Consider the following 17,696-nt stretch of genomic DNA (forward strand, 5'->3'; position numbering starts at 1 on the left):
GAAATGTCCGGCAGATCGTGCCAAGGAGGGCCTTTGTAAGCGGAACCCGACGAGGCACTTCGAATGACCAAAGGCACCCTGGCCGTCCTGATCAACAGCACGCAGCAGAACTGGCTGCCGGAGCGCTGGAAGGCCCGGTTCGAAGCGGTCGGCGGCGGCCGTCGCGTGGTGCTGCTGCCGGATTCCACGCTCGATCCGGCCGAGGTGCACTATGCCACGGTGTGGAAGCCGGTGCCGGGCGATCTCGGCACTTTTCCCAATCTGCGGGCGATCTTCAATCTCGGCGCCGGCGTCGACGCGCTGATGGCGGACAAGAGCCTGCCTGACGTGCCGCTGGTCCGCGTCGCGGTGCCCGACCTCACCGGACGCATGACCGAATATGTCGTGCTGCACGTGCTGATGCACCACCGCCAGGAGCTCTATTTGCGGGACTCGCAGCGCGCGAAACGCTGGGAGCCGAAATATCAATTGCCGGCGAGCGCGGTCACGGTCGGCGTCATGGGGCTTGGCACGTTGGGAGCGGATGCGGCCGACGTGCTGCGCCGGCTCGGCTTCCGTGTCGCCGGCTGGAGCCGCAGCCCGCGCGCGATCGACGGTGTCGAATGCTTCCATGGCACCGCAGGCATGGATGCCTTTCTGCACAAGACCGACATCCTGGTGTCGCTGCTGCCGCTGACGCCGGAGACACACGGCATCCTCAACCGCGACGTCTTCACCAGGCTCAACCGCAACAGTCCGCTGGGCGCGCCGGTGCTGATCAATGCCGGCCGGGGCGGCTTGCAGAACGAGGCCGACATCCTGGCCTGCCTCGATGACGGCACGCTGGGCGCCGCCTCGCTCGACGTCTTCGTTCAGGAGCCGCAGCCGGCGGACAGCCGGTTCTGGACCCACCCCAAGGTGGTGTTGACGCCCCATAACGCAGCCGACACCGACGCGGACGCGATCTCGGCCTATGTCGCCGAGCAGATCGCGCGCTTCGAGGCCGGCGGTGCGTTGGAGAACGTGGTGGACCGGACCAGGGGGTATTAGGGCTCGGCACGCTGAGAGAGGCACGCACGCGCCCCACACCCCGGCGTCATCCCCGCGCACGCGGGGATCCATAACCCCAGGGAGACGTGTCGGGCGAGTTGGTAACTCCGAGTCGCCAAACGCCTCCCTGGGGTTATGGGTCCCGGGCTCGCGCTACGCGCGCCCCGGGACGACAGCTATGCTTTGACTCCCAACATCACATCAATCGCGCCCTTCACGATCGCCTCAAGCTCCTTGCGCGGGACACGCGCGCGGGAGCGGATGGCGATGGTGTGGATGGTGGCGGATGCGATCTGCGCCAGCACGGCGGGCTCGGCGCTCTCGGGCAACTCGCCTTTCTCCTTCGCGCGGCGGAAGCAGTTCGTAAAAGCCTTGTCGAGCTCGGTGAGACCGTCGAGCACCATGGCGCGGATCTCGGGATCGCCAACGGCTTCCGACGCCGCGGTCACCACCGTGAAGCAGCCGCGCGGACCGCTGTCGCCGGACAGATAGATGTTCAGCGCCGAGGCGAAGATGCGCTCGAGCCGCTGGCGCACCGGCATCTCCTGGCGAAAGATCTCCACCATCGCGGCGCGTGCTTCCTCGCGGTAGCGCTGGTAGCTCTTGATGTAGAGCTCGCGCTTGTCACCGAAGGCGCCATAGAGGCTCGGCCGGTTCATGCCGGTGGCTTCGCTGAGATCGTCGAGCGAGGTCGAGGCAAATCCTTGCGTGCGAAACAGATCGAGCGCCTTGCCGAGCGCGATGTCGGGTTGATAGGCGCGCGGGCGGCCGCGTCGTTTGGGTTGACTGGCAGCAGCTGGCGGCTTCGCTTTTTGTACCATTTCGCAAACTAATCCTTGACCGGTCTCATATTATGCAAGATGGTACAAAAATCAATCTGGCCAGGTTGAGCGAAACCTCAAGAATTGCCCAAGGAGGCTACAGATGGATCTCTATTTCTCGCCCCTCGCCTGTTCGATGGCAACACGCGTCGCGCTGTACGAAGCCGGCGCCGAGGCGAACTATCTCGAGGTCGACCCGCCGACCAAGACGGTGCTGAGCGACGGCTCCGACTTCCGCGCCATCAATCCGATCGGCCTGGTGCCGACGCTGCGCACCGACGAGGGCGTGATCCTGACCGAGAACGCCGCGATCCTGCAATACGTCGCCGACCGCTTCCCGCAATCGGGGCTCGGTGCCGCAGACGGCATCGATCGCACGCGGCTGCATCAATGGCTGTGCTTCATCGGCACCGAGTTGCACAAGGGGCTGTTCGTGCCTGTGCTCGACCGCAAGGCGCCGCAAGAAGCGAAAGCCTATGTGCTGGAGAGAAACCTGTCGCGGCTCGACTATCTCGACAATTACCTGAAGGGGCGCGACTTCCTGCTCGACCATTTCAGCGTCGCTGACGCCTACCTCGTCACGGTCATCAACTGGACCATGGCGACGCCGCCGATCGAGCTCGCGAAATGGCCGAACGTGAAGGCCTATTACGAGCGCCTGCGCCAGCGGCCGTCGGTCGCGAAGGCGGTTGCGGAAGAGTTCGAGCTGTACAAGGCAGAGCTCGCGCGCAAGAAGGCGGCGGCATAGGCGAACTGAACGCCGCCGCGCGCCGTCGATCAAGTCGTTGTCCCCACGAAAGCGGGACAACGACTTGCAACAGATCGGCGTACGCTCAAGCGGCCCTGACACTGTCGAGAAAGCGACCGACTTCCGTTCGCAGCCGGTTACTGTCGCTTGAAAGCGCTTGCGCGGCGTCGAGCACCTGCGCGGAGGCAGAGCCTGTTTCGGTGGCGCCACGCTGGACGTCGCTGATGTTCGACGAGACCTGATGCGTGCCTTGAGCAGCCTGCTGGACATTGCGCGCAATTTCCTGGGTCGCCGCGCCCTGCTCCTCGACCGCCGCCGCGATGGTCGAGGAGATCTCCGACAAGGACTTGATCGTACTGCTGATCATCTTGATGGCGTTGACCGAATCTTGAGTGGCGCCCTGAATGCCGGCGATCTGCTGGGAGATCTCGCCGGTCGCCTTGGCGGTCTGCTCGGCCAGGGCCTTCACTTCGGAGGCCACCACGGCAAAACCACGGCCGGCTTCGCCAGCCCGCGCGGCCTCGATCGTTGCGTTCAATGCGAGTAGATTGGTCTGGCCCGCGATCGTGTTGATGAGCTCCACGACGTCACCGATCCGGGCTGCCGCCATGGAGAGTTCGCCGACCTTCTGATCGGTGAGGCGGGCCTGCTCCACTGCCTCGTTGGCCATCCGCGCAGACTCCTGAACCTGGCGGCCGATTTCGTTGACGGAGGACGACAGCTCTTCCGTCGCACTCGCGACGGATTGCACGTTGGTGGACGCTTCTTCGGAGGCCGCTGCGACCATCGTCGCAAGCTTCTCGCCGCGCTCCGCGGTCGAGGTCAGCGTGTTTGCCGAGGCCTCAAGCTCGGTCGAAGCCGACGACACGGTTTCGATGATCTCGCCCACCGCGCTTTCGAAGCTGCCGGCCAGTTTGATCATCTCGACCTTGCGCTCGGCAGCCGACCGCCTTTGCGTCGCGCCGAGCTCATCGCGGTCGAACCGGACGATGGCCTGCAACGTCTGCAGGTTTCTGAGAGCGACACCGAGCTCGTCGTCCCGTTCGACGACGATGCGGTTGTCGAGCTTGCCGGCGTTGACGCTCAGCATCGTATCATTGAGCCGCTGGAGCGGGCGCACGATGGCGCGAATGGTCTGACGGCTGAGGAGCCCGGAGATGGTGACGCTCAAGACCAGGAGCGCCAGGGCGATGCCGATCAGCCAGCCATACTCGTATGTCGCCGCGTCGTACTCCGCCTTGGCCTCCCTGACCTGAATTGCCACCAGCTTGTCCAGTTCGGCCTTGGCCGCGTCGTACAATTCGCGGGCTGGTCCCGCGAGGGCGGCAGCAAGCTCCACGTATTTCTGCTGCGAAAGAAGCGAGAGTGCCGGCTTCAATCCCTTCTCGACATAGTTCATCCGCTTCGGCGTGAAGGCGTCGGCGACGCCCTTTTCTTCTGGTGTGAGATAAGTTGCCATGTACTCGGACCAGACCTTGCCGACCTTGTCCAGATTGGCGCCGACCCTGGTCGCAACCTCACCGACGGGCTTTCCGGCCGCGCCGTTGGAGGCGGCTTCGAACAGCAGCGCCGTGTTGTCCCTCATTCGGTCATTGATCTCGAAGAGCTGTGCGAGCGGCAGCGCCCGATCCTCGTAGATCGATTTCATCCTGACATTGCTCTCGCGCGTGCCCAGCAGGCCCGCTCCTCCAATCGCCAGGAGGAAAAACAGCAGGGTTGCGACAAGCGTGACGAGGCGCGCATTCAGCGTACCGTTGAAAATGGCAAGCCGGTCAAGCAGCGAACGTCGCCGAATGACGCCGGCATCCAGCCGGTAGGCGTGTGCCCGGTTCTCGCGGATCATCGCGTACACCTGCTCCGCCTCGACGCGTTGATCGGCAGGCAGCTTGGTGCGGATGGAGCTGTATCCGACGATCTGGCCGTTCTCTCGAATGGGAGAGGCGGTTGCCAACACCCAGTAGAAGTCGCCGTTCTTGCGTCGATTCTTCACGGCACCGGACCACGGCTTGCCCTGCTGGAGCGTCGCCCACAGATTTTCGAAGGCTGCTGACGGCATGTCCGGATGGCGGATGATGTTGTGCGGCTGCCCCATCAACTCCGCCTCGGAAAACCCCGCCGCTTCGACGAACTGATCGTTGAAGTAGGTCAGCTTTCCTTTCGTATCAGTGCGAGAGACGATGAGGGTCTCATCGGTAATCGGATATTCGACAGCCGTGACCGGAAGATTGGTCCGCATAGGAGCCTCCAAAATGGCATTCGCGAAAATCGAACCTGTGAACTTCAGGTAAGCGCCAAAGGATTTAGTTTGCCTAAATACAGAGCAACGAACCGAGCAATGAAAACACATTTGGCGCACGGTTTTCGGCAAAAACGCATCCCACGCGAGAAACCGCAGAGCTGCAGCAACCGCTGGATGGTCAAGGTCCGTCTCGATGTCGGACGCGTTCGCGGTCGCGCGTCGCAAGCTTAGATCGCACGAACGTTGCAGCCGCTTCTCGTTCGCAGCTACCCGTACAGCGCCCGCGGTAAAATCGTGACGATGCCGGCCACATCGTCAGCAACAGCACGAAGCCGACCATGATCATGAGATAAGGCAGCGTCACGCGCGCGATATAGCCGAGGCCATCCTTGACGAGGCCCCCCGGGAGCTCGCACCCGCGACGCGCTGCGCTGCCTCCGGGGCACGAGAGCGTTGTTCAATGATAGCTCGCACACAGCTTCGCGTTCTCGCGGCTTGTTTTGCCCGAGCTTTGCTTTGGTCTCGCACCCTCTGAAAGCAAGGGCGCAGGGAAGGCCGGGCGCCGGCTGGCACCCGAAGTCCCGCGTGCGAAAGAAGCGCGCACGGGGTGGACGACAGGTGTTGCCGGTCGCCCGGCCTTCCCTGCGCGATGGTTTTCACGGTGTCCTTCGTGCTCTCCTCGGGGAGCGCTGCACTATTGCCCCCGTCGCCTTGCGGATTTCAGATGCGCGCGCCGGTTGGCCGCACATCACCACATGACTTGACGCACAGACCCCGGGCGTCAGGACCACACGACTTCTCCGTCCGCGCACATCTTCGCTGGGTTCTCCACGGCTGGCGTGCGCTCACCGTCGAAGGCCATTCGAGACGCTGTCAGCGCCGTGTCGTATCGCGCCTGCCGCTGCTCACAGTTTCCCGCCCTGCAGCTCCATCGCGCGCCGACGCCGTCGCGGCCACCGCATCCCGGCCCGCGTCTCGTGACGATCGCGAAACGCCCCTTGTGGCGGGCGGGATGGCGCAGGTTGTACGGTAAAGCCGAACTTCTGTAAATACGAATATTTTGACGTGGGGCGCTCGACCCAGCGATGGCGTGTTTTGCCCGTCGGCCACCACAACGGATGGTAGGCGGGAGGACCGGCTCTGGGGCGGGGATGACATCTGTGCGCGCGCCTCGCCCTTCGAGACGACCGCTGCGCGGTCTCCTCAGGGTGAGGCTAAGCGGCAGTCCTGCCCGATGAAATGGTGGTTGCGCACTCCGTCCTCATCCTGAGGGCCCCCGAAGGGGGCAACTCGAAGGATGGCCGCAGACGAGCTTCCCGCCACGCTTTTCCTCGAACGCGATGGCCCGCGATTTACCCGTACAGCACCCGCGGAAGAATCGTGACGATGCCTGGCCACAGCGTCAGCAGCAGCACGAACCCGATCATGATCATCAGGTAGGGCATCGTGACGCGCGCGATATAGCCGAGGCCGTCGTCCGTGAGGCCCTGGATCACGAACAGGTTGAAGCCGACCGGCGGGGTGATCTGGGCCATCTCGACGGCAAGCACCAGGAAGACGCCGAACCAGACTTCGTCGAAGCCGGCCCCCTTCACGATCGGCAGCACGATCGGCAGCGTCATCACGATCATCGAGAAGCCGTCGAGGAAGCATCCGAGCACGAGATAGAAGATGATCAGCGCCACAATCAGCATGAAGGGCGACAGGCCGAGCCCCTTCACGAAGGCGGCGACCGCCTGAGGGATGCCGAGGAAGGCCGCGGCATTGCCCAGGATCGAGGCGCCGAGCACGATCAGCGCGATCATCGAGCAGGTCACGACCGAGCCGATCAGCACGTCGCGGATCACCTGCTGCGACATCGAGCCCTGCGCCCATGCAACCAGCGCGGCGCCGAGCACGCCGACGGCGGCGGCCTCCGACGGCGTGGCGAGGCCGCCATACATCGAGCCGAGCACGCAGGCGATCAGGAACAGCGCCGGCGCAAGATCCTTCAGCGCGGCGAAGCGCTCGCTCCACGGCACCTGCGAGAGCTTGGCTTCCGTCTCCGGCACCAGGCTGCGGTTCAGCGTCGTATGCAGCATCACCCAGGCCATGAAAGTGGCGGCAAGCAGGAACCCCGGCAGCACGCCGGCGGTGAACAGCTTCAGGATCGAGACGTCACCGAGCACACCGTAGATGATCATGATGTTGGACGGCGGGATCAGGAAGCCGAGCGTGCCGGCGCCGGCGAGCGAGCCGATTGCGATGTCGCGCGAATAGCCGCGGCGCGTGAGCTCGTTGAGCGACATGCGACCGATCACCTGCGTGGTCGCGGCCGACGAGCCCGAGATCGCCGCGAAGATGGTGCAGCCGATCACGTTGACGTGCAGCAGGCGGCCCGGCAGCAACCCGGCCCACGGCGCGAGGCCCTGGAACAGCGAGCGTGACAGGCGGGTGCGAAACAGCAGTTCGCCCATCAGGATGAACAGCGGCAGCGCCAGCAGCTCCTGCGTGGTCAGGATGTTCCAGGCGTATTGCGGCAAGAGCTTGTCGAGCGGGATCGAGCGGAACATCGCCAGCAGCAACGTCGCGGTGAGCGCGAGCGTCAGGCCGATCCACACGCCGCACGCCAGCAGCGCAAACAGGATCGCGAACAGGGCGGCGACTTCGATGGTCATGCGAGCTTGAATCCGGACAAAGCTGTCATTCGACGGGCGAGGCCTTCATGCGATGATCCTCCAGCGGCAGGCCGAGCAAGGCCTGGATCGCGCGCGCCAGGAACTGCAGCGTCAGCAGCAGCATGCCGAAGGTGACGACGGCTTCCGGAAACCACAGCGGCGTGTCGCTCGAGGTCGAGACCTGGCCGCGCACATAGGCGCCAAAGGCGAACTTCGCCATCGCCGAGGTCAGGAACGCCATGAAGGCGAAGCCGGCCGCAGCCGACAGGATATCGAGCGCACGCTGCACCGGTACCGGCGCGTTCTTGAGCAGCAGCACGACACGGATGTGGCCGCCGACGCGCAAGGTCATGGCGGCGCCGAAAGTGAACGACGCCGCCATCAGATAAGAAGAATATTCCCAGGCGATCGAGATCGTCGGAGGAAAGAACGGCAGGAAGTTCGAGAGGAAGCGCGTCGCGACCTCGCACAGCATCAGCAGCGTCAGCATCAGCAGGCAGCCGCCACCGATCCAGCCGTCGAGCCGGCCGAGCCGATCGATGCCGTCGAGCAGGATGCGCAGCGGCACGGGCGCCGCTGCATTGAGGCTTTGCGGTGCTTCGGACGAAACGCTCACCACGTGCTGACCTCAGCCGCGCTTCATTTCGGCGAGATAGGACCGCACCGGCTTGTCCGCCGCCGGCACGCGCTTGAGGAAGGCGTCGAGCTGCGGCGCGGTCTTGGCCCGGATCTCCGTCATCATCGCGTCCGAGACCGGTACCACCTCCATGCCGCCTTCCTTGAGACGGTTGAGGCTGTCGACGTCGGCCTTGAGCGAGTTCGCCCAGAAGCCGGGCTCCATCTTCGCCGCGATGTCCGCGACGAGCTTCTGCTGGTCTGCGGAAAGCGCCTTCCAGGAATCGAGATTGACGGTGAGCATCTGCGACGACCACACGTGATTGGTCGGGTAGACATATTTCAGGAATTCCCAGAACTTGCCGTCGACGCCCGACACCGACGAGGTGGAGACACCGGCGACCGCACCGGAGGCCAGCGCGGGGATCGTTTCGCCCCAGGGGATCATCACCGCCGCCATGCCGATGGCGTTCAGCATCTCGACCGCATTCTTGTCGGGCACGCGGATCTTGATGTTCTTCAGGCCCTCGACGTCGGCAACCTTCGCCTTGAGGTGCAGGTACTGCGTCGGCCACGGCACGATGTAGAGGATCTTCTGATTGTTGCGCGCGGCGATCTTCTCGTATTCGGGCCGCACATATTTGTGCAATACCTTCAGCTCCTCCACGGAGCCGCAGAGAAACGGAATGCTCTCGACGCCCATGAAGGGCTCGTCGCCAACCTGCTGGATGTTGAGGACGTCGGCGAGCGGCACCAGGCCGTCGCGCACGGCGCGCAGATGCTCCGGCCCCTTGAAGCCGAGCTGGCCCCCGGCCTTCACGGTGATGGCCACCGCGCCGCCCGTCTGCTTCTTCACCTCCTCCGCGAAGGCCATCGCGTTCTGGGTGTGGAAATTGCCGTCGGGCCAGACCGTCGACATATCCCAGCTCACCGTGGCGGCGCGCGCGCGGGTCGAAATATGGCCGGCGGCGAGCAGCGTCGCTGCGCCCGCAGTGAAGTTACGTCGCGTGATCATAGAGCCCCTCCATTTACCAAACGCACTGACGCGTCAGCGCGCGTACCCATAAACTGCAATTGCATTGTCCGCGGAGACGAGCCCGCTTTCGACATCGGCCTCGACCGCCGCGCGATCGCGCGTCCCGGGCGCACCGATGCCGGCGCCGCCGGGCGTCAGCACCACCAGCCGGTCGTCCGGCGGCACCTGCTGGAAACCCTTGCCGCGCAGCTTCTTGCCGGACTTCAGGCCCACGTAGCCCGCCTCGCCGTTCTTGCCGCCGTCGCGCCCGCGCGGCGGATGATCGATGCGGTCGAACGCCGCCAGGATGTCGAACGGCGCATCGACGCCGCTGCCGACCTCGATGATCTGGCCGAGGCCGCCACGGGTGCGCCCTGCGCCGCCGGAATCCGGACGCAGCTCCTTGCGCCAGAAGATCAGCGGCGTCTGTGTCTCGGCGATCTCGACCGGCGTGCCGCGCACGCCGCTCGGATAGGCCGTGGCCGACAATCCGTCCTTCGCAAAGCGGGCGCCGGTGCCGCCGTTGCTCGTCACCGCCATCGAGAATCCATAATTGCCGCCGGCGCCCGAGCGGGTCTGCCCGCGCACATTGAGATTCCAAAGGCACGAGGTGCCTTCGGCCGGCACGCGCTCGGGAATGATCTGGCGCAGGCAGCCGAACACGACGTCGGGCAGCATCTGGCCGATGATGTGACGCGAGGCGACCGGCGCCGGCTTCGGCGCGTTGAGGATCGCACCCGAGGGGGCGGACACTGTCAGCGGCGAGAGCGAGCCGGCATTGTTCGGGATCTGCGAGGCGACGACGCAGCCGAGGCCGAACACGGTATAGGCAATGGTGTAGGACAGGGGCACGTTGATGCCGAACTTCGAAGCGGCCGAGGTGCCGTCGAAATCGACGTGGATGCCCGTGTCAGAAATCGTCAGCGTCGCCGCCAGCGTGACAGGCGAATCATAGCCGTCGACGACCATGCTGTTGCGCCATGTCCCCTTCGGCAATTTTGCGATCTCGGCGAGCACGGCCTCGCGCGAGCGGTCGCAGATGTAGTCGCCCAGCACGTCGAGCGTGTCGATCTCGAACTCGGTCATCATCTCGACCAGACGCTCGCAGCCGACGTCGTTGCAGCCGGCGAGCGAATAGGTGTCGCCCTCGGTATCGATCGGCAGCCGCGTGTTGGTGCGGATCATCGCCATCAGCGTCTCGTTGACGACGCCCTGATCGATCAGCTTCAGCATCGGGATATAGAGCCCCTCCATGAACACGTCGGTGGCGTCAGGCCCGAAGCCGATGCCGCCGATGTCCATCAGATGGCTGGTGCAGGAGAACAGCGCGACCGGCTTGCCGTCCTTGAAGCAGGGGGTGGTGACGACGAAGTCGTTGAGGTGGCCGGTGCCCATCCAGGGATCGTTGGTGATGTAGGCATCGCCCTCCTTCATCGTCTCGATCGGGAAGTGGTTGATGAAGTGCTTGACCGATTCCGCCATCGAGTTGACGTGGCCGGGCGTGCCCGTCACCGCCTGCGCCAGCATCCGGCCCTTGAGGTCGAACACGCCGGCCGAGAGGTCGCCGCATTCGCGGACGATCGGGCTGAAGGCGGTGCGGAGCAGCACCTGCGCCTGCTCCTCGACCACGGCGATCAGCCGGTGCCACATGATCTGAAGGTCGATCAGGCTCGCGCCATTTACCTTGCTCATGATCAGGCTGCCTTCCGTTCCATGACGATGCTGCCGGCACCGTCGATATGGGCGTCGAAACTGTTGGAGACGAACGTGGAGGTTTCGTCCTCGGCGATCACGGCGGGGCCCGCAATCGTGGCGCCCGGCGCCATGTCCTCGCGGCGATAGAGCGGGATCTCGATCACCTCTCCCGCGCGGCCGTCAAAGAATTTGCGGCTCCCGGAGGCCTTGCCGGCGGGCGTGCGCGCGACCGAAGCAACGACGGCGGGATTGCGCGCATCGGTGGTCGCGAGCACCGACCAGCTCAAGACCTCGATCGCGGCGCCCGGAATCGAGCGCTCGAACATCGCCGAGTAGTCCGCCTCGAACTTCTGACGCAGGCCGGCCAGATCGGCCGAATTCAGCCGCCGGTTCGGCAGCTCGACCGAAATCTCGTGGCCCTGGCCGACATAGCGCATGAAGGCGGAGCGACGCTCGCGCACCGGCGCACCGGCAGCGCCCGGCTCGACCAGCGCGCGCGCCTCGGTCACCATCTCCTGCAGGAGATCCGACACCGCTTCGGTGTCGAAATCATCGAGCCGGACATGGCGGCTGCGCACCAGCTCATAGGCGATGGGAGCTGCCAAAAATCCAACGGCCGAGCCGACACCGGCATTCGACGGCACGATCACCCGGGAGACGCCGATCTTCTCGGCGACCCGCGCCGCATGCAACGGCGCGGCACCGCCGAAGGCGATCAGCGTGTGCTGGCCGACGATCTCGCCGCGCTCGACCGCATGGACGCGCGCCGCACTCGCCATGTTCTCGCAGACGACCTCGTGCACGGCATAGGCCGCAGTCTCCGCCGACAGACCGAGGGGCTCGCCGACGCTGCTCAGGAGAGCCTTCTTCGAAAGCTCCGGATCGAGCTTGATCGTGCCACCCGCAAATGCGTCGGGGTCGATCATGCCGAGCGCGACGTCCGCATCCGTCACAGCCGGACGCAGGCCGCCACGGCCGTAACACGCCGGCCCCGGTTCCGACGAGGCGCTCTCGGGGCCGACGGTAACGCGCTTCATCGCATCGACATGGGCGATCGAGCCGCCGCCGGCGCCGATCTCGACCATCTCGATCACGGGAATGCGCACCGGCAGACCGGAGCCCTTGAGGAAGCGCGCCGCGCGATCGACCTCGAACACGCGCGAGGTCTCGGGCTGGTATTTTTCGATCAGGCAAATCTTGGCCGTGGTGCCGCCCATGTCGAAGGACAGCACCTTGCTCTCGCCGAGCCGTGCCGCGATCTGCGCCGCGAAGATCGCGCCGCCGGCAGGCCCGGACTCGACGAGACGCACCGGAAAGCGCCGCGCCGTCTCGATCGACGTGACACCGCCACCTGACGTGACGAGGTAGATCGCGCCGCGGAACTGCTCGACCTGCAAGGCGTCGGCCATGCGGGCGAGATAGCCGTCGATCAAGGGTTGCACATAGGCATTCGCGACCGCAGTCGATGTGCGCTCATACTCGCGAATCTCCGGGCAAACGGCCGAGGACACGGTCACGGAGATATCAGGCATCTCCTCGGCCAGGATCGCGGCTGCGCGTCGCTCGTGCTCGGGATTGGCATACGAGTGCAGGAAGGCGATCGCGACGCTCTCAACGCCCAGCTCACGCAATTTCGGCGCGAGTGCACGCACCGACGTTTCGTCGAGCGGGAGACGGACGGCACCGTGGGCGTCGACGCGCTCGGGCACGGTGAAACGCAGACTGCGCGGCGCCAGCGGCCTCGGCTTGTCGATGGTGAGATCATACTGGTCGTAACGGCTCTCGGTGCCGATATCGAGCACGTCGCGAAAGCCTTCGGTCGCAATCAGCGCCGTCTTGGCGCCACGGCGCTCGATGATGGCGTTGGTCGCGAGCGTCGTGCCGTGAATGAAGACGTCGATGTCGCTGATATGGGCACGCGCGTCGGCGAGAATGAGACGCATTCCATCCAGCACCGCCTGCTCGGGACGCTGCGGCGTCGTCAGCAGCTTGCGCGTCTTGCGATCCAAACCCACGTCCAGCACGATGTCGGTGAACGTGCCACCGATATCGACGGCAAGCCGCACCTCGGCTCCCTCAAGCATTCCAAATTCTCCGGCTGATCGTCGAAACTGTCGTCGAAAGCGCAGCAATTTCCATGCCATGGATGACGGAGAACGCCGCGCCAAGCCATTCTGCTTGGCACCTATGCAATAGGCAAGGCGTGTTCAGTGCCTGCGCGATCAGAGCAGGAATGCAAGCGCCGACTCGCAGCGCTCCTCGACCTTGAGCGTGAGGAGATCATCGGCGCGAGTGCGTCCGAGATTCACCGCCGCAATCGGAATCTTGCGCTGCGCGGCAGCCTGCACGAAGCGGAATCCGGAATAGACCATCAGCGACGAGCCGACGACGAGCATGGCATCGGCCTGCGCCAGATGATCCTGCGCGGTGGCGACGATGTCGCGGGGGACGTTCTCGCCGAAGAACACGACGTCGGGCTTGAGGATGCCGCCGCAGGCTTCGCAAGCAGGCACCCGGAAGGACGAAAAATCCTCGTGCTCCAGATCAGCGTCGCCATCAGGTGCATCGGCCGCATCGAGCGTCAGCCATTCCGCATTCGCGCGACCAAGCGCATGCTGAAATTCATCGCGCGGTGTCTTGCCGCCGCAGCCCATGCAGCGAACCAGATCGAGCCGGCCGTGCAGGTCGATCACCTGACGGTGGCCGGCGGATTGATGCAGCCGGTCGACGTTCTGGGTCAGCAGCATCCCGCACCGGCCGCTCGCCTCGAGCTGAGCCAGCGCATGATGCGCATCGTTCGGGCGGGCCTGGCCGAACCGCCGCCAGCCGATCAGGCTGCGCGCCCAATAGCGCTGGCGCGTATGCTCCTCGGACATGAAGGCCTGGAAGTTGACCGGCTGGGTACGTTTCCAGTTGCCGTTGCTGTCGCGATAGTCGGGGATGCCCGAATTGGTGCTGCAGCCGGCGCCGGTCAGCACGAACAGTTTTTCGTGACGGTCGACGAAATCCCGAAGCGGATGGTTTGGCAGCGGAGCATTGGTCATGGCGCATGATGTAGTTCGCGCCGCGACATTTTGCCAGATCACTGCTGCGCCGGCGGCCCGAAGCCCGCGACGGATTGATCCGCGCCGGAGAAATGCCGGCGGCAACATGCTCGCGCACCAGTTTGACCCGCCCCGAGCAGATCACCCGTCAGATCTTGTTGGGATCGGTGTCATGCCTGTGCTTGTGAAGAAACCGGGCTATCTGCCCACGGAGCGCCACCGTGTCCAACAAAGTTCCGACCGATCCGGCGGTGTCGAAGATCTCCCGCTGAAGCGTCATCGGCAGAGAATTCCATTGCATGATGACGGCCGCGCCGAGACATCGCAAGACTCGCTCTTCCTCCGCCGCGAGGGCTGCGCCGCGCAGTCGCTCCGTCTCGCCGGCGTTGACCGCATCCACGTATTGGTCCGCGAGGACCTGCTCGTTGTCCGCGCGCCATGCAAGGCTGTCCTGCAATTTCTCGAATTTGCGGGTTTCATCCTTGCCTGACGAACTCTTGGCCAGTTCGCCGTACTCGGCCGCTCTTGCGCGATACTGTAGAAATTTGAACATGCCGCCTCCCATCTTGCTTGAGTTCCTTCGCTGGCGAGAAGGACGCGTGGATTTCAGCGGCATTCCCAAGAATCGCTGCCCTGCGCATTGCCGTCATGCGCTTGTCTCCCGACGGTATCTCGCGAGCTCGACGGAGGGCGTCGATCGCCATCGAGTTCAGCTCGCAACAGAGCGACGGTTGAATTGAATCCGATGAGGGACCTGCCTGATCCGACGACGAAGGCGCGCCGAATCCGACTACCATTGGATCAACATCGAAGCGGCGATCAACAGCACCAAGAAGATCGGCACCAGAAGCGGAGGTACGAGCCATTCGCTAAGGATGAATCCGGGGGAACCCGACATATTGACCGCCTCTTGGTCGCGGCGGGAGCGCAATGCTCTCGGTCACCGATAACAGCCGAGGGGCGCGCGATGATGAGCGAGATATAGTCACCTTTCGGCGAATAGCGAGGCTTGCCGAGAACTATTCGTCGCAATCGCCATCAAACCTGGTTGTAACCTCGGCGCCAAACCATCATTTGAAAGAGGCGCAACCGGCTCGCTCTCGTCAGGTCTCAATGAAACGTCCGTGTTCCTGACGTACGCAAGTCGGCCACCCAGCGTGCCCCGACTCTAACGGCGCGAAGACCGGCGCATGGCACCTGCAACCTGATCGGCTCGAACCATGATCGATTTTCCAAATCACAACCGCTCATATGACCGGACGCGACGTGCGGTGCGGTTCTGGGGTCACGACAGCGCCATCGAAGCCTCGTTCTTCATCGACGAAGGCGCGTTGAAGCGGATTCAGCCGGGCGCGCCCGCGACCGAATCGGAATTCCTGAACGCGTTCGATTGCAATCGCGACTTGATATGTGCCACTGCGGCCAGGAAGTATGTCCGTGGCAGCAGGGGCTCCTACGACCTGCTCGCAGGAGATTTCTGAAGCGGTCGATGAGTCCGTGATTTCGACCGCGAGCTCACGTGTCTAGCTCGCCCAGTTCTCGCGAAATTCGGGAAACAGCGTCAGGCCTCCGCAGGCATAGAGGGTCTGCCCCGTGATGTAGCTCGCATCATCGGAAGCGAGGAAGGCGAACACGGCGGCGATCTCTTCGGGTGTGCCGACGCGGCCCAGCGGAATATGGCTGGTGACTTCGCCGCGCTTTTTGGGATCGTCCCGCCAGGCCTCGTTGATCGGCGTGTCGATCGCGCCAGGACCAACCGCATTGACGCGGATGCCGCGGCCGGCGAATTCGAGCGCCAGCGTGCGCGTCAGATTGGCCATGCCGCCCTTGCTGATCGAATAAGCGAGATAACCCGGCTTCGGGATGATCTGGTGGACGCTGGAGCAGTTGATGATGGAGCCCCCTCCCCCGCGCGCCACGAAATGCGCGAGCGCCTTCTGCGCGCAGAGCACGGCGCCGGTGAGATTGACGTCGATGATGTTGCGATAGGTTTCGACGTCGAGCGCTTCGCTCGGCGATTCCTTCTGGAAGCCGGCGTTGTTGACCAGGCAATCGAGACGTTTCCAGCGCGAAAGGATCGCCTCGAACATCGCGGCAATCTCATGTTCATTGCCGACATCGGCCTTGACGATGAAGTGATCGGGCTCGCCGTGGCCGCGATCGCTCGAAGCCGTCCGCGCCAGCGCGAGCGTCTCCTCCGCCCGGTCCTCGTTCTGGAAATAATTGATGGCGACCGTCGCACCTTCCTGGGCAAGCCGGGTGGCGACGGCGCGGCCGATGCCTTGCGAGGCGCCGGTCACCAGGGCGTATTGGCCGACGAGGCGCGAGTGAAAGGAGGTCGAGCGATCGGTTTGCGGCATGGGTTCTCTCCGGGATGTCTCATCATCGACCGACGGCGCGTTTTGTTCCATCCCTTTCGTGCATCGCTGGGACTCATTCCGCGCGCCGCGCCAGCGGCGAGGTCAGGATCTGGTAGAGGATGATGGCGCCGAAGGTTGCGGTGCCGATCCCGCCAATCGTGAACGCGCCGAATTTGAGCGTGAGATCGCCTGCACCCGCGGTGAGCGCGACTGCGACGGTGATCAGGTTTGCCGGATTGGCGAAGTCGACCTTGTTCTCGACCCAGATCCGACCGGCCATCGCTGCGATCAGTCCGAACAGCACGATCGAGAGGCCGCCGATGACGGGCCCCGGGATCGACAGGATCAGTGCGCCGAATTTCGGCGAGAAGCCGAGCAGGATCGACACAATGGCGGCAAAGGCAAACAGCAATGTCGAATAGACCTTCGTCGCCGCCATCACGCCGATGTTTTCGGCATAGGTGGTGACGCCGGTGCCGCCACCGCAGGCCGCCACGATGGTCGCGAGACTGTCGGCGAACAAGGCGCGGCCGAGATAGGCATCGAGACTCCGGCCTGTCATGGCACCGACGGCTTTGATGTGACCGAGATTTTCGGCGACGAGAATGATCGCGACCGGCGCGATCAGAAAGATCGCATCGGCCTGGAATGTCGGCGCGGTGAAGCTCGGCATGCCCAGCCACGGCGCGGCCGAAAGCTGAGTGAAGTCGATCGGCTTGCCGAAGCCGAGGCCGTTCGCGAACAGCATGTACAGAAGATATCCGCCGATCGCGCCGAGGATGATCGGCAGGCGGCGCCACAAGCCTGGAGCTGCAACGGCAACCACGCCGATGATCAGAACGGTCGCGAGCCCGATCCAGGTGTCGAACGCGCCGGCACTCACCGCCTTGACCGCCACGGGCGCGAGGTTGAGGCCGATCGCCGCGACCACCGCGCCGGTGACGGCCGGCGGCAGCAGCCGCTCGACCCAGCCGACCCCCGACCACATCACGATGAGCGCGATCGCCCCGTAGAGCACCCCGGCGCCGATGATGCCGCCGAGCGCAACCGACAAATTCGGGTTCGGCCCCTGCCCGGCATAGCCGGTGGCGGCGATCACGACGGCGATGAACGCGAAGCTCGAGCCGAGATAGCTCGGCACGCGCCCGGCGACGATCACGAAGAAGATCAGCGTGCCGATGCCGGAGAACAGGACCGCGACGTTGGGATCGAATCCCATCAGCAGCGGGGCGATGATCGTCGAGCCCGACATTGCGACGCAATGCTGTAGACCGGAGACGATGGTCTGGCCCCATGGCAGCCGTTCTTCGGGCATGATCACGCCCGAGGTCTTGAGTTTCCAGCGGGGAAAATAACCCTGTGCCGGCTCGCCCGAGCGCGTTGCAGTCGACATGGTCCCCCCAATTGCGGTGCAGCGACCGAACTTCGTGCGAACAGACAAAAATGTGATTGTCGCTTGTGCGGCGACCATCA

Annotated in this window: 14 protein-coding genes and 1 pseudogene; 3 read left to right on the forward strand and 12 right to left on the reverse strand. The window is 64.4% G+C overall.

Translation table 11 applies throughout. From position 1 onward, the window contains the following. Window positions 1-63 precede the first annotated feature (63 nt). Window positions 64-1,029: a glyoxylate/hydroxypyruvate reductase A gene (locus IVB24_RS34735; RefSeq protein WP_247771046.1), complete on the forward strand. Its 966-nt coding sequence runs from the start codon at window positions 64-66 to the stop codon at window positions 1,027-1,029. A gap of 176 nt (window positions 1,030-1,205) precedes the next feature. Here the strand turns inward: IVB24_RS34735 and IVB24_RS34740 are convergent, their stop codons facing one another. Then, on the reverse strand, window positions 1,206-1,850 hold the full coding sequence (locus IVB24_RS34740) for a TetR/AcrR family transcriptional regulator (RefSeq protein WP_247771048.1): 645 nt from the start codon (window positions 1,848-1,850) through the stop codon (window positions 1,206-1,208). A 103-nt stretch (window positions 1,851-1,953) separates the two neighbouring features. Here IVB24_RS34740 and IVB24_RS34745 point away from each other — a divergent pair, with 103 nt between their 5' ends. Beyond that, window positions 1,954-2,598 carry a glutathione binding-like protein gene (locus tag IVB24_RS34745; RefSeq protein WP_166476135.1) on the forward strand — a complete coding sequence of 215 codons (645 nt, stop codon included), beginning with the start codon at window positions 1,954-1,956 and terminating at the stop codon, window positions 2,596-2,598. Window positions 2,599-2,683: 85 nt separating this feature from the next. Here the strand turns inward: IVB24_RS34745 and IVB24_RS34750 are convergent, their stop codons facing one another. The 9 genes and pseudogenes from IVB24_RS34750 to IVB24_RS34785 all read right to left on the reverse strand — a co-directional run bounded on the left by IVB24_RS34750 (window position 2,684) and on the right by IVB24_RS34785 (window position 14,416). Further along, window positions 2,684-4,834, reverse strand: coding sequence for a methyl-accepting chemotaxis protein (locus tag IVB24_RS34750; protein WP_247774228.1), 2,151 nt, complete (start codon window positions 4,832-4,834; stop codon window positions 2,684-2,686). A gap of 269 nt (window positions 4,835-5,103) precedes the next feature. Further along, window positions 5,104-5,237 (reverse strand): annotated as a pseudogene (locus IVB24_RS40265) (C4-dicarboxylate ABC transporter permease); the annotation flags it as partial. 952 nt (window positions 5,238-6,189) lie between these two features. Continuing rightward, the gene (locus IVB24_RS34755; protein WP_247771050.1) at window positions 6,190-7,494 is read right to left on the reverse strand and encodes a TRAP transporter large permease subunit; all 1,305 of its coding nucleotides are present in this window, start codon (window positions 7,492-7,494) and stop codon (window positions 6,190-6,192) included. Window positions 7,495-7,519: 25 nt separating this feature from the next. Beyond that, complete coding sequence (locus tag IVB24_RS34760; RefSeq protein WP_166468122.1) at window positions 7,520-8,113, reverse strand: TRAP transporter small permease; 594 nt, start codon at window positions 8,111-8,113, stop codon at window positions 7,520-7,522. A gap of 9 nt (window positions 8,114-8,122) precedes the next feature. Further along, the gene (locus IVB24_RS34765; RefSeq protein WP_094976837.1) at window positions 8,123-9,124 is read right to left on the reverse strand and encodes a TRAP transporter substrate-binding protein; all 1,002 of its coding nucleotides are present in this window, start codon (window positions 9,122-9,124) and stop codon (window positions 8,123-8,125) included. Window positions 9,125-9,157: 33 nt separating this feature from the next. Further along, window positions 9,158-10,816 (reverse strand): hydantoinase B/oxoprolinase family protein, encoded by a 1,659-nt coding sequence (locus tag IVB24_RS34770; RefSeq protein ID WP_247771052.1) that lies wholly within the window; start codon window positions 10,814-10,816, stop codon window positions 9,158-9,160. A gap of 2 nt (window positions 10,817-10,818) precedes the next feature. Continuing rightward, the gene (locus tag IVB24_RS34775) at window positions 10,819-12,903 is read right to left on the reverse strand and encodes a hydantoinase/oxoprolinase family protein (protein WP_247771054.1); all 2,085 of its coding nucleotides are present in this window, start codon (window positions 12,901-12,903) and stop codon (window positions 10,819-10,821) included. A gap of 138 nt (window positions 12,904-13,041) precedes the next feature. Then, window positions 13,042-13,863, reverse strand: coding sequence for an NAD-dependent protein deacetylase (locus tag IVB24_RS34780; protein WP_247771055.1), 822 nt, complete (start codon window positions 13,861-13,863; stop codon window positions 13,042-13,044). A gap of 148 nt (window positions 13,864-14,011) precedes the next feature. Beyond that, window positions 14,012-14,416 carry a hypothetical protein gene (locus tag IVB24_RS34785; RefSeq protein ID WP_094976833.1) on the reverse strand — a complete coding sequence of 135 codons (405 nt, stop codon included), beginning with the start codon at window positions 14,414-14,416 and terminating at the stop codon, window positions 14,012-14,014. Between the two features lie 667 nt (window positions 14,417-15,083). Here IVB24_RS34785 and IVB24_RS34790 point away from each other — a divergent pair. Beyond that, window positions 15,084-15,344 (forward strand): DUF1488 domain-containing protein, encoded by a 261-nt coding sequence (locus tag IVB24_RS34790; protein ID WP_094976832.1) that lies wholly within the window; start codon window positions 15,084-15,086, stop codon window positions 15,342-15,344. A gap of 42 nt (window positions 15,345-15,386) precedes the next feature. Here IVB24_RS34790 and IVB24_RS34795 read toward each other — a convergent pair whose 3' ends face one another. Continuing rightward, window positions 15,387-16,223 (reverse strand): SDR family oxidoreductase, encoded by an 837-nt coding sequence (locus IVB24_RS34795; protein ID WP_247771060.1) that lies wholly within the window; start codon window positions 16,221-16,223, stop codon window positions 15,387-15,389. A gap of 73 nt (window positions 16,224-16,296) precedes the next feature. Continuing rightward, complete coding sequence (locus IVB24_RS34800; RefSeq protein ID WP_247771063.1) at window positions 16,297-17,616, reverse strand: solute carrier family 23 protein; 1,320 nt, start codon at window positions 17,614-17,616, stop codon at window positions 16,297-16,299. Between the last annotated feature and the right edge of the window lie 80 nt (window positions 17,617-17,696).

The organism is Bradyrhizobium sp. 192 (assembly GCF_023100965.1).
Lineage (GTDB): Bacteria > Pseudomonadota > Alphaproteobacteria > Rhizobiales > Xanthobacteraceae > Bradyrhizobium > Bradyrhizobium symbiodeficiens.